Annotated in this window: 20 protein-coding genes; 4 read left to right on the forward strand and 16 right to left on the reverse strand. The window is 37.0% G+C overall.

Features of this window, described 5'->3' with window-relative positions:
* The first annotated feature begins 51 nt into the window (after nt 1–51).
* Nucleotides 52–1638 carry a phosphoenolpyruvate carboxykinase (ATP) gene (gene pckA, locus MHB55_RS14310; RefSeq protein WP_144535159.1) on the forward strand — a complete coding sequence of 529 codons (1587 nt, stop codon included), beginning with the start codon at nt 52–54 and terminating at the stop codon, nt 1636–1638.
* Nucleotides 1639–1915: 277 nt separating this feature from the next.
* Here the strand turns inward: pckA and MHB55_RS14315 are convergent, their stop codons facing one another.
* The 8 genes from MHB55_RS14315 to MHB55_RS14350 all read right to left on the reverse strand — a co-directional run bounded on the left by MHB55_RS14315 (nt 1916) and on the right by MHB55_RS14350 (nt 5678).
* Nucleotides 1916–2365, reverse strand: coding sequence for a hypothetical protein (locus MHB55_RS14315; protein ID WP_144535157.1), 450 nt, complete (start codon nt 2363–2365; stop codon nt 1916–1918).
* A gap of 1 nt (nt 2366) precedes the next feature.
* Entirely contained in the window at nt 2367–3158 is a 792-nt protein-coding gene (locus MHB55_RS14320; RefSeq protein WP_144535155.1) for a prolyl oligopeptidase family serine peptidase, read from the reverse strand.
* Nucleotides 3133–3609, reverse strand: a complete 477-nt coding sequence (locus MHB55_RS14325) for an NUDIX domain-containing protein (protein ID WP_144535153.1) — start codon at nt 3607–3609, stop codon at nt 3133–3135. The genes MHB55_RS14320 and MHB55_RS14325 overlap by 26 nt, the downstream gene beginning before the upstream one ends.
* 115 nt (nt 3610–3724) lie before the next feature.
* The gene (locus tag MHB55_RS14330; RefSeq protein ID WP_340863477.1) at nt 3725–4372 is read right to left on the reverse strand and encodes a CPBP family intramembrane glutamic endopeptidase; all 648 of its coding nucleotides are present in this window, start codon (nt 4370–4372) and stop codon (nt 3725–3727) included.
* Between the two features lie 60 nt (nt 4373–4432).
* Nucleotides 4433–4606, reverse strand: coding sequence for a hypothetical protein (locus MHB55_RS14335; RefSeq protein ID WP_154310252.1), 174 nt, complete (start codon nt 4604–4606; stop codon nt 4433–4435).
* Nucleotides 4606–4929: a transposase gene (locus MHB55_RS14340; protein WP_144535149.1), complete on the reverse strand. Its 324-nt coding sequence runs from the start codon at nt 4927–4929 to the stop codon at nt 4606–4608. Before MHB55_RS14340 ends, MHB55_RS14335 begins: the two co-directional genes overlap by 1 nt.
* Nucleotides 4930–5001: 72 nt before the next feature.
* Entirely contained in the window at nt 5002–5178 is a 177-nt protein-coding gene (locus MHB55_RS14345) for a putative motility protein (protein WP_154310251.1), read from the reverse strand.
* A 50-nt stretch (nt 5179–5228) separates the two neighbouring features.
* Nucleotides 5229–5678, reverse strand: coding sequence for a Dps family protein (locus MHB55_RS14350; protein ID WP_144535145.1), 450 nt, complete (start codon nt 5676–5678; stop codon nt 5229–5231).
* A gap of 101 nt (nt 5679–5779) precedes the next feature.
* On the opposite strand from MHB55_RS14350, the gene MHB55_RS14355 reads away from it, so the two are divergent.
* The 3 genes from MHB55_RS14355 to MHB55_RS14365 all read left to right on the forward strand — a co-directional run bounded on the left by MHB55_RS14355 (nt 5780) and on the right by MHB55_RS14365 (nt 7251).
* Entirely contained in the window at nt 5780–5905 is a 126-nt protein-coding gene (locus MHB55_RS14355; protein ID WP_255475367.1) for a hypothetical protein, read from the forward strand.
* Nucleotide 5906: 1 nt separating this feature from the next.
* On the forward strand, nt 5907–6140 hold the full coding sequence (gene yidD, locus MHB55_RS14360) for a membrane protein insertion efficiency factor YidD (protein WP_144535143.1): 234 nt from the start codon (nt 5907–5909) through the stop codon (nt 6138–6140).
* Between the two features lie 103 nt (nt 6141–6243).
* Nucleotides 6244–7251 carry a metal ABC transporter solute-binding protein, Zn/Mn family gene (locus tag MHB55_RS14365; protein ID WP_340863478.1) on the forward strand — a complete coding sequence of 336 codons (1008 nt, stop codon included), beginning with the start codon at nt 6244–6246 and terminating at the stop codon, nt 7249–7251.
* A 108-nt stretch (nt 7252–7359) separates the two neighbouring features.
* Here the strand turns inward: MHB55_RS14365 and MHB55_RS14370 are convergent, their stop codons facing one another.
* From MHB55_RS14370 to MHB55_RS14405, 8 genes are all read right to left on the reverse strand, one after another.
* Complete coding sequence (locus tag MHB55_RS14370; RefSeq protein WP_186318028.1) at nt 7360–7536, reverse strand: hypothetical protein; 177 nt, start codon at nt 7534–7536, stop codon at nt 7360–7362.
* A gap of 87 nt (nt 7537–7623) precedes the next feature.
* Nucleotides 7624–7815, reverse strand: coding sequence for a hypothetical protein (locus MHB55_RS14375; protein ID WP_151113383.1), 192 nt, complete (start codon nt 7813–7815; stop codon nt 7624–7626).
* A gap of 95 nt (nt 7816–7910) precedes the next feature.
* Nucleotides 7911–8459: an AAA family ATPase gene (locus MHB55_RS14380; protein WP_151113381.1), complete on the reverse strand. Its 549-nt coding sequence runs from the start codon at nt 8457–8459 to the stop codon at nt 7911–7913.
* Nucleotides 8460–8659: 200 nt separating this feature from the next.
* The gene (locus MHB55_RS14385) at nt 8660–10078 is read right to left on the reverse strand and encodes an o-succinylbenzoate--CoA ligase (protein WP_144535136.1); all 1419 of its coding nucleotides are present in this window, start codon (nt 10076–10078) and stop codon (nt 8660–8662) included.
* A gap of 155 nt (nt 10079–10233) precedes the next feature.
* Nucleotides 10234–11052, reverse strand: a complete 819-nt coding sequence (gene menB / locus MHB55_RS14390; RefSeq protein ID WP_144535134.1) for a 1,4-dihydroxy-2-naphthoyl-CoA synthase — start codon at nt 11050–11052, stop codon at nt 10234–10236.
* Nucleotides 11049–11876: a 2-succinyl-6-hydroxy-2,4-cyclohexadiene-1-carboxylate synthase gene (gene menH / locus MHB55_RS14395; protein WP_340863479.1), complete on the reverse strand. Its 828-nt coding sequence runs from the start codon at nt 11874–11876 to the stop codon at nt 11049–11051. Before menH ends, menB begins: the two co-directional genes overlap by 4 nt.
* Nucleotides 11864–13576 (reverse strand): 2-succinyl-5-enolpyruvyl-6-hydroxy-3-cyclohexene-1-carboxylic-acid synthase, encoded by a 1713-nt coding sequence (menD, locus tag MHB55_RS14400; RefSeq protein ID WP_340863480.1) that lies wholly within the window; start codon nt 13574–13576, stop codon nt 11864–11866. The genes menH and menD overlap by 13 nt, the downstream gene beginning before the upstream one ends.
* Nucleotides 13569–14930 carry an isochorismate synthase gene (locus MHB55_RS14405; RefSeq protein ID WP_154310238.1) on the reverse strand — a complete coding sequence of 454 codons (1362 nt, stop codon included), beginning with the start codon at nt 14928–14930 and terminating at the stop codon, nt 13569–13571. Before MHB55_RS14405 ends, menD begins: the two co-directional genes overlap by 8 nt.
* Between the last annotated feature and the right edge of the window lie 29 nt (nt 14931–14959).

The raw sequence follows: 14959 nt of genomic DNA on the forward strand, positions 1-14959 counted from the left end.
GTTGACTATTTACATGAAGAGATAAAAATTAAAAAAGGATGGTAATACTAAATGAATTCAATCGATACTGTGAGCGAACTGAACGAATTGTTAGCTGGTAACAACATTAGCCTTCAATTATCAGTACCACAATTGGTGGAAAAAGCTACTTCTAGAGGAGAAGCAGTACTAACTTCAACTGGAGCTGTTAAAGCAGAGACAGGCAAATATACAGGACGTTCTCCACAAGACAAGTATATTGTTGATGAACCTATCTCAAAAGACAAAATCGATTGGGGCTCTGTAAACCAACCTATCTCATCTTCTCATTTTGAAGCACTATATACAAAAGTTATGAACTATTTAAAAGAACAAAATGAACTATTTGTATTCAAAGGATTTGCTGGTGCTGATAAGGATTCGCGTCTAAGCATTCAAGTAATAAACGAGTATGCTTGGCATAACCTTTTTGCTCACCAACTATTTATCCGTCCTTCTGAAGAAGAGTTAGTAGCTCATAAAGCAGACTTTACTGTAATCAGCGCACCAAACTTCAAAGCAGATCCTGCTATTGATGGAACAAATTCAGAGACTTTTATCATTGTTTCTATGGAAAAACGTATTGTTTTAATTGGTGGAACAGAATACGCAGGAGAAATGAAAAAATCTATCTTCTCTATTATGAACTATTTATTGCCAGAACAAAATATTTTGCCTATGCACTGCTCTGCTAACGTTGGAGAAAAAGGCGATGTAACGTTATTCTTCGGCCTTTCAGGTACAGGTAAAACTACATTATCTGCTGATGCTGGAAGAAAGCTAATCGGTGATGATGAACATGGTTGGTCAGATAATGGTGTATTTAATATCGAAGGTGGCTGCTATGCAAAATGTATCGACCTAACAAGAGAAAATGAACCACAAATCTTTGACGCTATTAAATTTGGTACTGTTTTAGAAAACGTTGTTGTTGACCATACAACACGAGTTGCAGATTATGCAGATAACTCTTTAACAGAAAATACACGTGCAGCTTACCCAATTCAATATATCGATAATATTGTAGATCCATCTGTAGCGGGTCATCCAAATACAATCATCTTCTTAACTGCAGATGCATTTGGCGTGCTACCTCCTATCAGCAAACTTACTAAAGAGCAAGCAATGTATCACTTCTTAAGTGGGTTTACGTCTAAATTAGCTGGTACAGAACGTGGAGTTACTTCTCCTCAGCCTGCATTCTCAACATGCTTCGGGTCTCCATTCCTTCCATTGCATGCAACAGTTTATGCAGAAATGCTTGGTAAGAAAATTGACGAGCATGGAGCACAAGTATTTCTAGTGAACACTGGCTGGACTGGTGGAGAATATGGCGTAGGAAGTCGTATGAAGCTTTCTTACACTCGTACAATGGTCCGTGCAGCGATTGAAGGGAAATTAAACGAAGTGGAAACAACAAAAGATGCAGTATTCGGTTTAGATATTCCTACAAGCATCGATGGAGTTCCTTCTGAGGTATTAGTTCCTCGTAACGCATGGGCAGACAAAACTGCTTATGATAAAAAAGCTGCTGAGCTTGCTCAATCTTTCCATGAGAACTTCAAAAAGTTTGGTACCGTATCAGAAGAGATATCTTTTAAAGGCGGTCCAACTGCTTAATCTATATACTTTAAATGGCCGTGAAACTTTTCACGGCCGTTTTTTTGTTTATTTGCTTAGTGATAATAATAGCTAAGTCGCTTTATTTGTGCAGACAAGCAATTATTGAAGCAAGGATATATTTCCTTAGTCACCATAGTAATTGTAAAGTTCACTTCTCCTCCACAAATGACGCTTATGTGGAAAACAAATAATAATCATCCATCTATCGTCGCATAAAAGAAGGAGGCCATAGACACTAGTCTATCACCTCCTCCCCTATATATTTAAAAGAATATTACTCCTCAAAGTCGTCGTGATATTCCATGTCAGTAGAAATGGGGAAGATTCCTTTTATCTCTTCTGCTTTTTCTTCATCTACATTAGAAAAAATAATCTCAGAGCCATAATGTCCAATTTCTAACTCTTCTTCGCCCTCTGCATTGAAAAACATCGTGAACCATTTTAGTCCTCCGACTGGGTCAATGGAGTAATTCCGGAAAAACAATCTATTTTCATCGTTTAAATTAACAGTAATTACCTTCATCAATCCCTCATTCATCACTTCAAAGCTTTTTTCAGAAAGCTCATTGACTGCATCCTCTTCTTCAGCCCAGCAATGTATAACTACTTCAGAATACTGTGTTGTATACTGATCCCATAAGTCTTCCCAAAAGCTTAAATCTATTGGGAATAACGTTTTTTCCTCTAAACTCATTGACTCTACTTGAATAACTAACTGACCCAAATTATTTTCCTCCTCCATGTTTTTTCATCCAAATACACACGTCTTTCACTACTTGTCGATTTACCTTAGAAGGAAAGTAATGTGTGTAATCCGGATAATACCATGTCTCTACAATTTTGTTATACCCTATTAATGCCTGCTCTAATACTTTTGCATGCTCAATAGAAACATTGACGTCTTTTCTACCATGAATTATTAAAATAGGAGCACTGATTTCTTCTACTCGCTCTAATACATTTCTATCCTCATATTCTTCCTCACGACTTGAAGGAGTGCCACCAATTACACGCTTCATCATTCTCCGCATATCCAGTCTTTCCTCATATGTAAGAAAAATATCAGTTACTCCTGCCCAGGAAACAAGAGAACTTATGTCTTCTCTTATGACGGCTGTCCATAATGCCATCATACCGCCCCTAGAAAAGGCAAATAGATGAATTTTGTCAGGATTGCAAAATTGCTTTAAGACATCCACTGCATAGACGGCATCCCATCGATCGTCTCCACCAAACTCATCTCGCCCCTCTCCACCACGATTTCCTCGATAATAGGGAGCAAAGACAACAAGGCCCTGCGAAGCAAATTGGGCTATTCGTGCAGGACGAACCATGCCTATCCCTTGAATACCACCCCTACAATAAAGCATCCCATCATAATTCCCCTTTTTAACAGGGAATGCTAGCATACCTTTTATGCGCAATCCACAAGACCAGTAAGTGATTTCCTTTAAATGAACATTAGGATTTGGAGATGGATAGACTCGAATCCTATCGATCGTTCCATTTTTCTTCATGAACCCTCACCTCTTTAAGAATAGCTATCATACCTTTATCCTTCATATGAAAACTTAGATTTGTACAAGCTTCCAGCTCCTCCTGAGTAAGCCAGACTGCTCCATCTGTTTCATATATGGTTGACCCTGTATGTATATCCTCGACCTCTGCGATATATACCGCCTTACAAAAGGGGCTGTCATCATGAACTACATATTCTGCAAGCCATCTTAAGTTAGAAACTACTACATTCGTCTCTTCTAGTGTTTCTCGTACGGCAGCCTCCTCTATACATTCATGTACCTCTTTTTTCCCTCCAGGAAACTCTATTCCTCTTTTAGGATGGTTTGTTAATAACCATTTATGTTCTTTTTTTGCTAAAACGAGTACATGCTGTGGTTTTATTGTAAATCTATCTTTTTCAAAGGAAAGATCCACCTTATAGCCATTTAAATCATAGAAAGAAATCATATTAGTATTCTCCCTTTTTAATCCCTATTGCCTTAGATTCTTTTGAGATATTTACTTAAAAGTTTAGCATACGCAACAAAAAAAGGCTTAGTAGTTATACTAAACCTGGTTAAGCTTAAAGAATAATGAATAAATAAACAAGCATAATTCCTAAGTCAGCTAAGCTATGGCTAACAATAGATGGTACGATTGTATGAAATTTCGAACGAAAGATTCCCCACATAATGCCCGCCAGAAAAACTATCATAGCTGCTAGAATATGAAAGGGAGAATTAAAAATAGGCATTACTACTACCAAATGATAAAGACTATAGAAAAAAGAAGTAATCAGAATCGTAAAAGTAGAACCCAATCTTGGATATAATCGATCATACATAAACCTTCTCCAATATAATTCCTCTAGAATGGGGTTAACAAGAATCAAGAAAAATACTAGAAGAATTACTTTTGATCCTGTAAAATCCCATTGAACCAGTAGAGTAGACAAGTTTTCTCGGTCAATAACCAGTGATTGAAACAAATAGAAAAAGCCATAAATAGCTATTAAACATATGATTCCACTTATAATTCCTACTGTCAGTGAGGATTTTGGCTGTGGTACAAAAAAACGGTTACGATTTTTTCTTCTAAAGCTGACTACAATAGGTATTAGAAGCAACCAACCATAGAAAAACAGAAAAGTAATCGGGACATTCTGTAAGATAGGAAGACCCAGAATAATCATAATTGTAGGTCCGAATAATAAAACAAGCTGTTTAACCATATAACCTCCTAGTTATTTCTAATTTATCACACGGTAAAAGACTTGGCAATGTGCCAAGTCTTAATTTTCCCACTTTTCTTGCTCTTGTTGTTTAAAGTTTTTACCGCCCTCTTGACTATTTTGACCAGCGTTAATCTTAGCTTTGTCTTGAGGAGAAAGATTTAGAAGGGAGCTTGCATTACGATAGGTAGTAGTGTCATTACCTTTACCATTATTATTAATATTTTTTGTCATTATAGATGCCTACTTTCTTTAAAAAATGGAAGCTGTTCAATAAACATTTGAGAATCCTTGTCACTAAACTCGTGAATGAGGGCATACAATTTTTTAATCCGATTATCATATTCCTCATTAGAAAAATCATTACTATAAAGCTTTATCGGTACATGCGCCCTCCAAAATGTATTCATGTCTTTGTGATAGAGCTGATAAAAAAGTGTTTCAAAAACTGGTATAATGTCCTGTCTTGCAGTTATTTCATATTCCCACGGCGATTCATCTGGATATAAATAAACTCTCCTTTGACTCAATGAAATGTAAGCTTTTATTTCTGTCATATCACACATCCTTTTTGTGTAGTATGTACTCAAAACAAAAAAACATGCACCAATTACGGTACATGTTTTTTCTTATGCTTGTACGTCTACTACCGTTCCTTTAAAAGGATGCGAAGTAGGTTGAGGCATATCTTCTAGCATTGTTACTGCAGCTACCGTTTCCATATTGAGTGCATTTTTCAATACACTCATTTGAACTGTTTGTTGTAACTGCGCTAGCTGAGAAGACATTATGGAGTTAATATCCAAAATAATTCCCCCTTACAAGCTTATTATCGGTATAAAATTTGTTTATTTCATTACTTATTGGAATCTCCTAGGAATGCATTTAACATCCATTGGTGTTTCTCTGTTTTTTGATAGATGGCATTCAGAATGTCTTCTGTCATATCATCTTCATCCTTCGCTGCCTCGTCCATACCTTTTTTTAGGGATTTCATAATTTTGTCAAAATCCTTCACTACTGTTTCTACCATTTCCTCAGCTGTTTCTTTATTTGTAGCTTCCTTCACAGCTGAAAGCTCTAAATGCTCTTTTAAGGTAGCTGTTGGTTTTCCGCCTAAAGTTAATAAGCGTTCTGCGATTTCATCCATGTTTAATGTTGTTTCATTGTATAATTCTTCAAATTTAGCGTGTAATGTAAAAAACTGTGGTCCCTTTACATACCAATGAAAATTATGTAATTTTGTATACATTACCGAAAAGGTTGCTACTAGATTATTTAGTTCCTTGTTTAATGCTGCTGACATAATATTGACACTCTCCTCTAGAATTATAGTTGCTTTCTCTTTTCATATACCTCTTATTTTCTTACAATAAACATAACGACAATTAACTGGAGTGAACTCACATGGTATTTTGGATCTTAGGTATAGCAATTATATTTAGTATTGTTGGATTTACCTTCCTATATAAATTAGCAACAAAAGAAAATATTTCAGCTATAGACCCTAAACCTAAGGATACGGAACTGTAAGATGAAACGAATCATATTAAGTATATTCCGCTTTTATCAAAAGTTTATATCGCCATTGTCTCCCCCTAGCTGTCGCTTCTATCCCACATGTTCTCACTACGGGGTAGAAGCTGTGGAGAAACATGGTGCTATAAAAGGTAGCTACCTAACTGTCAAACGCATATCTAAGTGTCATCCCTTTCATGAAGGAGGATTTGACCCAGTGCCAGAAGAATGGCCTTTGAAGAAAAAATAATTCAAAGGCTATTTTTTCTTGCCTTTTTGAACAAAATACTGTAAGCTAATAAAGTTCTTACGATTTAAAGCGTAATCATTACTATTTAGAAAGGTTGATAAATTTGAAACGTCTTTTCCTATTATGCATAGTATCATTTGTTTTATTCATCGCTGCTTGTGGAAATGAAGAAGAATCCACCACTACAGATAGCGACCAATTAGAAGTATATACAACCGTTTATCCATTGCAGTATTTTGCGGAGAGAATTGGAGAAGAGCATGTTAACGTTCAATCGATTTATCCTCCAGGAGCAAACGAGCATACATTTGAGCCTACTCAAAAGGATATGATTGCACTTGCTGATGCTGATTTATTTTTTTACATAGGTTTAGGTCTGGAGGGTTTTGTTGAAAATGCTAAAAAGACTTTAGCAGAAGAAAACGTCTCTATGGTAGCCGTTATTGATGGGGTGCCAGATACTGCCTTAGAAGCTAACGATGGACATGACCACGATCATGACGGACATGACGAAGATAATGAAGCGGCAGATGAACATGATCATGGTTCAGAAGCTGAGGAATTAGGACATGAGGGACATGATCATGGAGACACTGATCCACATGTTTGGATTTCTCCAAAAATTAGCCAGAGCTTAGCCTTAAAGATTAAAGATTCTCTAGTAGAAGCTTCACCAGAAAACAAAGAATTATTTGAAGAAAACTATCAAACACTTGTCAGTGAGCTTCAACAACTAGACGCAGACTTTGAAGAAATGTCGAATAGTGCATCAACTAAAACGTTTTTTGTATCACATGCTGCATTTGGTTATCTTGCAAACACATATAATCTAGAACAAATTGCTATTGCCGGCTTAAATTCTCAGGAAGAGCCCTCTCAAAAAGAGCTAACAAAAATCATTGATTTGGCAAAAGAGAAAAATGTAGAGTATATTCTATTTGAACAAAATGTTAGCTCTAAGCTGACAGAAGTCATTCAAAAAGAAATTGGTGCTGAAAGTCTTGTGCTCCATAATCTAGGCGTCCTATCCAAAGAGGATATAAAAAATAAAGAAACCTACTTTACTTTAATGAAGAAAAATCTAGAAACATTAAAAACTGCATTAAATTAGAAATGATGCAGCTCCTTTCCTATACGGAAACGAAGGACATTTTGAAATAAGCACAAAAGACTCAGCAGCCTATATAAAAGCTCTGAGTTTTTATTTGCTTTATAATCATTACTGTTTCCCTTCATCTTCTAAAATTTTTTCAATTTCTTCATTGCTAATTTTAACTGTCTCTATTTTTTCATTAACTTTAAGATGCTTAGAAATCAATTTAAGTTGATATTTTATAGATGATAGAGTATATATCACATATACCATAAATAAAAGTAATAATATAACCCATAGCATTTTAAATCATCCTTTGGTTTGTAATAATCTACTACAGAAAATCATTTGTACGCCCCTTAGACTCCAATTATGACAAAATTTGAGGTGTTAATTCTTTTGGTTCTCATCTATTTTTCCGTATTTAGCAAGTATCTCATTTATATCAGCGCTTCTATTTTCACCTTCTAGTAATTTACCAACGATTGAATTGTTAATTCCTTTAGTAACTGCTGAATGAATAACAATATAAAGTATATAAAAACCAATAAATAAAATGATTAAGCTAAAAATACCTTCCACGATGATATTCCCCCTTTGCTCTATCTCTTCCTCGTCCTAATATTCGTTAGGTACGTTTAAAAAACCTTCCGATAATTGAAAGTCATTTGCCATGTCTAGATTAAATGTATTTTTACTAAGTATTGTTTGATTTCATTGTACAGCTCTTCTACACTTTTTGAGCTATCTAACCTAAGTATAGGACTCTCGGATAACTCCATTTCATAGCTCTGAGCCACAAATGTTCCTCCTTGGCTTTTATCCGACTCGGTTAAATACGTTTTGCACCATTCGATGAATTCATTCGTAAAGTCTCCATGCTCATCAAGCCATGACTCTTTTAAAGATTTACGTAATACTTCTCTTTTTCTTACGCGTTCCATCCTTTCTTCCTCATCTAAAGTTAAAAAGATTAACAGGTCTCGATTTGAAAAACCTTCTGGTAGCCAAGAAAAAATAGAGCCTGAAACTACATAAGATGTATTTGAAATTATATCTTCCTCGTACATTTCTATTCTTTTTTCAATTGGATTATTCTCTAGAAATGAATTGTCCTTCCAAAGATAAGAATCCGTATCAATCCATTTAATATTCTCTTGCTGACCAATATATTTACCTAGTGTGCTCTTCCCTGTTCCAGAACCACCAATAATTTGTACTCTCATAAGATTTCCCCTCCTATAACTATAAAAGCGCAAGCGCCTATGTCTACCCTGACAAGCAAATGGAGAAAAGCGAGGAGGCAGTTCCTCAGCCACCGCAGCTTTTTTCCATTTGACCTCGAAGGGCAAGGCTGCTTGCGCTAGACAATTTAAAAACGCAAGCGCCTTTTAAAAAAAAGCCGAGAGAAGTGTTTCTCTCGACCCTACAAATATTCATGTAGCTTTCTTCTTAGAATTTTGTTTGAAGCATTTCTAGGTAGCTCGTCGATAAAATAGTAATCCACAGGCTGTTTATATGTAGCAAGCTGAGTTTTCATAAAGGATTTCAATTCTTCTTCTGTTACTTGCCCCTTTAATACTACAAAGGCAATTGGTACTTGTCCCCATGTATCATCCTTTATACCAGTTACTCCAGCTTCTTTTACAGCCTTATGCTTAACAATGGCCTGCTCCACCTCTGCGGGATAAATATTTTCACCACCGGAAATGATTAAATCAGATCTACGATCAACTACGTATAAATAACCTTCATCATCGATATAGCCAATATCTCCAGTATGGAGCCATCCATCAACTTGAGGATTTTTGGAGGATGCTGCTCCAACATAACCTTTAGTAACATGGGGTCCCTTAATACAGATTTCCCCTTTTTCCTTTTCCCCTGAAATACGGATATCTGCGAAGAAAAGCGGTTTACCTGCTGACCCAAGCTTTCGAATGGCATCCTCACTAGACAAAGTCGTTGTTTGAGAGGAAGTTTCCGTCATACCATATGTCTGTAAAACAGGTATATTACGTGCTATCGCCCTTTCAAGGTAATTAAGAGGAACTGGCCCTCCTCCGACTAACATAGATTGAAAAGTGTCGGGAAATGCAAGATTTCGTTCTTCTAACACGCTTATTATTCTTTCTAATGTTACAGCGACTACTGACATTCTAGTAACCGTTCCATTTAAAATTTCCTCTGCTGCCTTTTCAGCATTAAATTTCGTATGGAGACTTACTGTCATGCCATATAAAACGGAGCGCATCAAAATAGAAAAACCACTAATATGAAATAATGGCATTGCACATAGCCAGCAATCGTTAGGATGAACACCCAAATTTAAAGCAGACCCTGTAGCACTCATCACATGATTCTCAAGTGTTTGTCTCACTCCCTTTGGATTACCAGTTGTACCTGACGTGTACATTATCGTAATGGTTCTATCCTTTGGCCACTCGGAATCTATTTTAAACTGTTTATTGGAAGCTGCTATAATCTCATCGAAGGAAAGTCTATTAACATACATAAGACTTCTATTTAAACTATCTACCAATAATACGTCAGGCTGACTATCGTTCAATTGAAATAATAATTCTTCCTCAGTTAAGCGCTCATTGAGCATGACAAGTTCGCAACCTAACTGCATACATCCGTGTAAAACTGTCACCAGCTGAGGATTAGATGAAGCTAAAATAGCAATTCTCATACCTTTGTTAATACCTAACATATGCAGTTTTTCGGCAAAATCTATTGCCTCTTGCTTTAATTGTAAAAATGTCCATCGACGATCTTCAAATATTATAGCCGATCTATTTGGCGTAAGACTTGCTCGTTTAACTAAGAGATTAGGGTACATATAAAACAACTCCTTTTTTAAGAAAAGTGTAAGCGATCTATATTTCCTCATTGGGCAAGTCGCTGGAGCTGGAGCTAAACAATTACTTTTCTAATCTTTAAAAAAAGCTGCCCTTATTAGGACAGCCTGAGAATATCATAAAGTATCTTACTAAATCACGGGAAACGTGGGAATTGACCAAAGTCTGGTTTACGTTTTTCCTTAAACGCATCGCGACCTTCTTTTGCTTCATCAGTAGTGTAATAAAGAAGAGTTGCATCTCCAGCCATTTGTTGAAGACCAGCTAATCCATCTGTATCAGCATTCATAGCAGCTTTTAAGAAACGAAGAGCTGTTGGACTCATTTCTAGCATTTCCTCACACCATTGAACAGTCTCGTCCTCTAATTGCTCATAAGGAACTACTGTGTTAACTAAGCCCATATCCAATGCTTGTTGTGCATCATATTGGCGGCATAAGAACCAAATTTCACGTGCTTTCTTATGACCGACGATACGAGCTAAATAGCCGGAACCGTAGCCAGCGTCAAATGAACCTACCTTAGGTCCAGTTTGTCCAAAGATTGCATTATCAGCAGCAATTGTTAAGTCACAAACTACATGTAATACATGACCACCACCAATAGCATATCCAGCTACCATAGCTACAACCGGTTTAGGAATTACACGGATTAAACGTTGTAGGTCTAAAACATTTAGACGAGGAATTTCATCCTCTCCCACATATCCGCCATGTCCGCGAACTTTTTGGTCTCCACCTGAACAGAAAGCTTTTTCGCCTTCTCCAGTTAAAATGATTGCCCCAACGTTTTTGTCATCGCGTGCACGAGAAAATGCATCGATCATTTCCATAACTGTTTTTGGGCGGAAAGCATTTCGCACTTCAGGGCGATTAATAGTTACTTTCGCAATTCCATTATAAAATTCATACTTAATGTCTTCGTATGTATGTAATGTTGTCCATTCACGAGTCATCTTATATCCTCCTTTAAAATTATATCCTCTACTATTGTAGCAAACAATTTAGGATTTTCCACATGAATTGCATGCCCAACATTGTTTATTATTTTCCAGTCAGCATTCGGTAATAATGCCAACATTTTTTTGGCTATTTCACAGAACTTTACATCTAATTCCCCTGTTAATAAGGTCACGGGAATGTGGAGCGAATTTAGGTTCCCCCATAAAGAGGGCTGTTCTCCAGTACTAAAGCCCTTCAAACTATTCGATAGCCCTACTGCTGTTTGGGATAATCGTTCTTCTCGAATCATTTTTTTCTTTTTGTGAGATAATCTCTTTTGCGAATCAAATAAAGGAATCTGTTCCCAGTAGTCAATGAATACTGGAACTCCTTCTTCTATAATTCTTTGAGCAAGCTGCTCATCCGCAAATTTCCTTTCAATACGAGCATCCTGGTCATTCAAGCCTGGAGAGCTGCTTTCTAGTATTAAACGGTCCACTCCATGCTTACTTGAATAAGCGAGTGCTAATCTACCGCCCATAGAATACCCTACAAGCGTAAAATGTTCCCACCCAATCTGCTGGAACAGTTCGTGTAAATCTGCCACCTGCTCCTCTACATGGTACCGTCTTGCCTCTTTAGGTTTATCAGTCTCCCCATGCCCGATCAAATCTATAGTAAGTATTTCAATAGATGGATCTATAGAAGAAACAACTTCCTCCCATGTGTTTGTGGAGCCAGTGAAGCCATGAAGCAAAACGACCTTTTTATCGCTTTCACTATTGTACCTTTTTACATTCATCTGAATGTCTCTAACAGATATATTTAAGCGTTCCAAGTAGCATCCAGCTCCTCTGTTATAGCGGCCCAAAGTTTTCGATGAGTTTCAGTGTTGATTTTTCGATCAGTACGAACTTCAATTATACGAATATTTTTAGTTTTATTCTTACTCAACACGGTTTGAAAATCCTCTTTTGTATGTACTACATCGTACTGAGCATCGTACATAGTTGCAATAGCTGAAAATTCAAGACCTGTAGGTGTACCAAACAAATGCTCAAAGTAGTTAGTCTCCGTTGATTGAGGCAAGTAAGAGAATATGCCTCCCCCATCATTATTCATAATAACAATCGTCAAATCTGTCTCATTAAAACGTGTAACTACTAATCCGTTTATATCATGTAAAAATGCTAAATCCCCGATTAATAGAAAACCTGGTCTTTTAGTAGCTGCTTGTATACCTAACGCAGTAGATACTACACCATCAATCCCGTTAGTTCCTCTATTTGCATATACTTGAATATCCTTAGAGGTTTTATTGAAAAATGTGTCTACATCACGTATAGGCATACTACTGCTAGCAACTAAATCTGTATTTTCGGATAAACTCTCAAACAAAATTCCGGCTAATGCTCCTTCATCCAATTCCTCGGAAATATAGGATTTAATATGCGCTGTTGCTATATCATTAGCCTTCGACCAATGCTTTAGATACTCCGATGGTTGCTTTTCTTCTATCGGCATCCATAGAGAAGAGGCATCTACTTGAATATGATGAGTCACAATATGAATAGAGTCTCTAAATAATGGGCTTTCGTCAACTGCTATAAAAGTCTCAGGCTGGTGAGCTTCTAGAAACTTTACTAGCGGTTTAGAAACAGGCTGAGCACCAAAACGAATAACTACTTCTGGGACAGCTACCTCTTTAAAAATTTCACTTTTTAAAATAGCATCGTATTGGTCTACACACAAATGCATACAATCTGCTGGGACATTGCTACGAAGATTAGATAATGGATCAGCTAACACTGGCCATTGAATGGTTTTAGCAAATTCCCAAAATCCATCAGTTGTTGCTAAGGAATCCCCAACAATGATAAGTCCCTTTTCTGTGTTACTAATTAAATGCGTATACCATTTTAAAAATTCTTCACTTGGTCCAAGCTTTCCTAAATCAGCAAGATGCATTTGCGGTGTAGTAGAAGGCATATCCATTTCTAATAAAAGTGGTTCACGGAAAGGCACGTTAATATGAACCGGACCCATCGGAGCTGCTTTAGAAGAAGATACTGCACGGTGGATATGTCTCTCTACAAAAGCTAGACTTTCTTCTCTAGCTTCCGGTAAAGGAAAATCAACAGACCACTTCACATGCTTACCGTACATATGAATTTGGTCAATCGCTTGGGGAGCCCCAACCTCTCTTAGTTCATGAGGTCTATCTGCTGTAATAACAAGCAACGGGATTCTTGCATAATATGCTTCTACAATTGCTGGGAAAAAGTTAGCTGCAGCAGTGCCAGAAGTACATAAAAGAACTACAGGATTTTTCTTTGCTTTAGCAATTCCTAAAGCAAAGTACCCTGCAGAACGCTCATCAATTTGACGATAGAAGTTAAATCCTTTTGTTTTGGCAAACCCATAAGCTAAAGGAGTAGATCTAGATCCTGGACATAAAACAACATCTTCTATGCCCGCCTTTTTAATTGTTTCCACAAATTGATTTACATAAGATGTCAAAAAGCTTGTATTAGTCATTCATATTTCCTCCAAGTGTGCGAAGCATTGGTCGGAATTTTACTCGTGTTTCTTCAAACTCTTCTAACGAAGTAGATTCTGAAACTAGTCCGCCTCCGGCATATAGATAAGCGTATTGGTTCTCTATAAGTGCTGAGCGGATTCCTACGGCAAACTCTCCCTCTCCCTCGGCATTGACCCAGCCGATTGGTGCTGCGTAATAGCCACGGTTCATTTGCTCAGATTCTCTAATAATTTCAATTGCCTCTTGTCTAGGTTCTCCCCCAAGTGCTGGAGTTGGGTGCATTGCCTCTACAAATTCGAAAAGAGAAGAGCTTCCTTTAATTTTTCCTTCAATAGGGGTAAACAAATGCTGAATATCTCTTATTTTCATTAGCTTTGGTCTAGATGGAATTTTAACCTGTTCACAATATTGATCAAATACTTTTCTGATCATATTAACTACGTACTGGTGCTCCATTAAGTTTTTATTGTCAGCTAATAGCGCATCCCCTAGCTTCTTGTCTTCCTCTAGATTTGTACCTCTACGAACCGATCCAGCTAACCCTGCAGATTCAACCTTGCCTTTTTCTAGCTTAACTAATCTCTCGGGTGTTGCTCCAAAGAAAATTTTGTCTTCTTTTTCTAAACCAAACAAATAACTCTCTGGTTGTTCCATAGACGCATTATAAATAGCTGTAGAAGATGAAAAACTATTCTCAAAGGTCAATTTCAAGGAGCGTCCAATGACCACCTTATTAACTTCCTTATTGCGAATACGGTTTGTAACGGCTTCAACCGCAGATAAGTATTCATCCTTTAGTCTATCTTCTCTTTGAAGAAGCTGTGGCTTTTCATGGACTTTTAACTCTTTTACTTGAGCTGTATGAATTAATGTATCTCTTTCTATTCTCAAGTTTTCAAAAGCCGCCGCGCTGTCTTGCTCTTCCGTAATAAGATGGATGCTTACAAATGCCTGGTCATCCCGAATGACTAATTGGAATGTAGCCACAGCAAAAAAACTGGAAGGAAAGCTATTCCACTCCGAGGATATCTTGTTGGCAGGATCGAATGAGAATCCACCAAATAGGATTGGAGATACGTCCGCTTTTTCTATTAAAGAGCATGCACACAACTCTTCCCATTTTTGTGCTATATCCTGATATCTATTTTTTTCTAAATCATTAGCCAGTACATAAGCATGTCCAAGTCCAACCAGTGTGAAGGTTTTCTCTTTGTTTTGCCAAAAGAAACGTTTCCCTTTATAGCAATCCTCTCCGGCTTCAAAAAAGGCGTGAGCGGACATTCTAGATACTTCTATTGTTTCCGTATAAAAACGTAATGTTGTTTTATTTTGCCCGGTGGTGTTCGGCATATATATGACCTCCGTATAAATTACCTGCT

This window comes from Psychrobacillus sp. FSL K6-1267 (assembly GCF_038003265.1).
Lineage (GTDB): Bacteria > Bacillota > Bacilli > Bacillales_A > Planococcaceae > Psychrobacillus > Psychrobacillus faecigallinarum.

Bases quoted from the DNA above. Each gene is read 5' to 3' on its own strand.
- pckA (WP_144535159.1), top strand. From the start codon at position 52: ATGAATTCAATCGATACTGTGAGCGAACTGAACGAATTGTTAGCTGGT.
- MHB55_RS14320 (WP_144535155.1), bottom strand. From the start codon at position 3,158: ATGAAGAAAAATGGAACGATCGATAGGATTCGAGTCTATCCATCTCCA.
- MHB55_RS14325 (WP_144535153.1), bottom strand. From the start codon at position 3,609: ATGATTTCTTTCTATGATTTAAATGGCTATAAGGTGGATCTTTCCTTT.
- MHB55_RS14330 (WP_340863477.1), bottom strand. From the start codon at position 4,372: ATGGTTAAACAGCTTGTTTTATTATTCGGACCTACAATTATGATTATT.
- MHB55_RS14335 (WP_154310252.1), bottom strand. From the start codon at position 4,606: ATGACAAAAAATATTAATAATAATGGTAAAGGTAATGACACTACTACC.
- MHB55_RS14340 (WP_144535149.1), bottom strand. From the start codon at position 4,929: ATGACAGAAATAAAAGCTTACATTTCATTGAGTCAAAGGAGAGTTTAT.
- MHB55_RS14350 (WP_144535145.1), bottom strand. From the start codon at position 5,678: ATGTCAGCAGCATTAAACAAGGAACTAAATAATCTAGTAGCAACCTTT.
- MHB55_RS14355 (WP_255475367.1), top strand. From the start codon at position 5,780: ATGGTATTTTGGATCTTAGGTATAGCAATTATATTTAGTATTGTTGGA.
- yidD (WP_144535143.1), top strand. From the start codon at position 5,907: ATGAAACGAATCATATTAAGTATATTCCGCTTTTATCAAAAGTTTATA.
- MHB55_RS14370 (WP_186318028.1), bottom strand. From the start codon at position 7,536: ATGCTATGGGTTATATTATTACTTTTATTTATGGTATATGTGATATAT.
- MHB55_RS14380 (WP_151113381.1), bottom strand. From the start codon at position 8,459: ATGAGAGTACAAATTATTGGTGGTTCTGGAACAGGGAAGAGCACACTA.
- MHB55_RS14385 (WP_144535136.1), bottom strand. From the start codon at position 10,078: ATGTACCCTAATCTCTTAGTTAAACGAGCAAGTCTTACGCCAAATAGA.
- menB (WP_144535134.1), bottom strand. From the start codon at position 11,052: ATGACTCGTGAATGGACAACATTACATACATACGAAGACATTAAGTAT.
- menD (WP_340863480.1), bottom strand. From the start codon at position 13,576: ATGACTAATACAAGCTTTTTGACATCTTATGTAAATCAATTTGTGGAA.
- MHB55_RS14405 (WP_154310238.1), bottom strand. From the start codon at position 14,930: ATGCCGAACACCACCGGGCAAAATAAAACAACATTACGTTTTTATACG.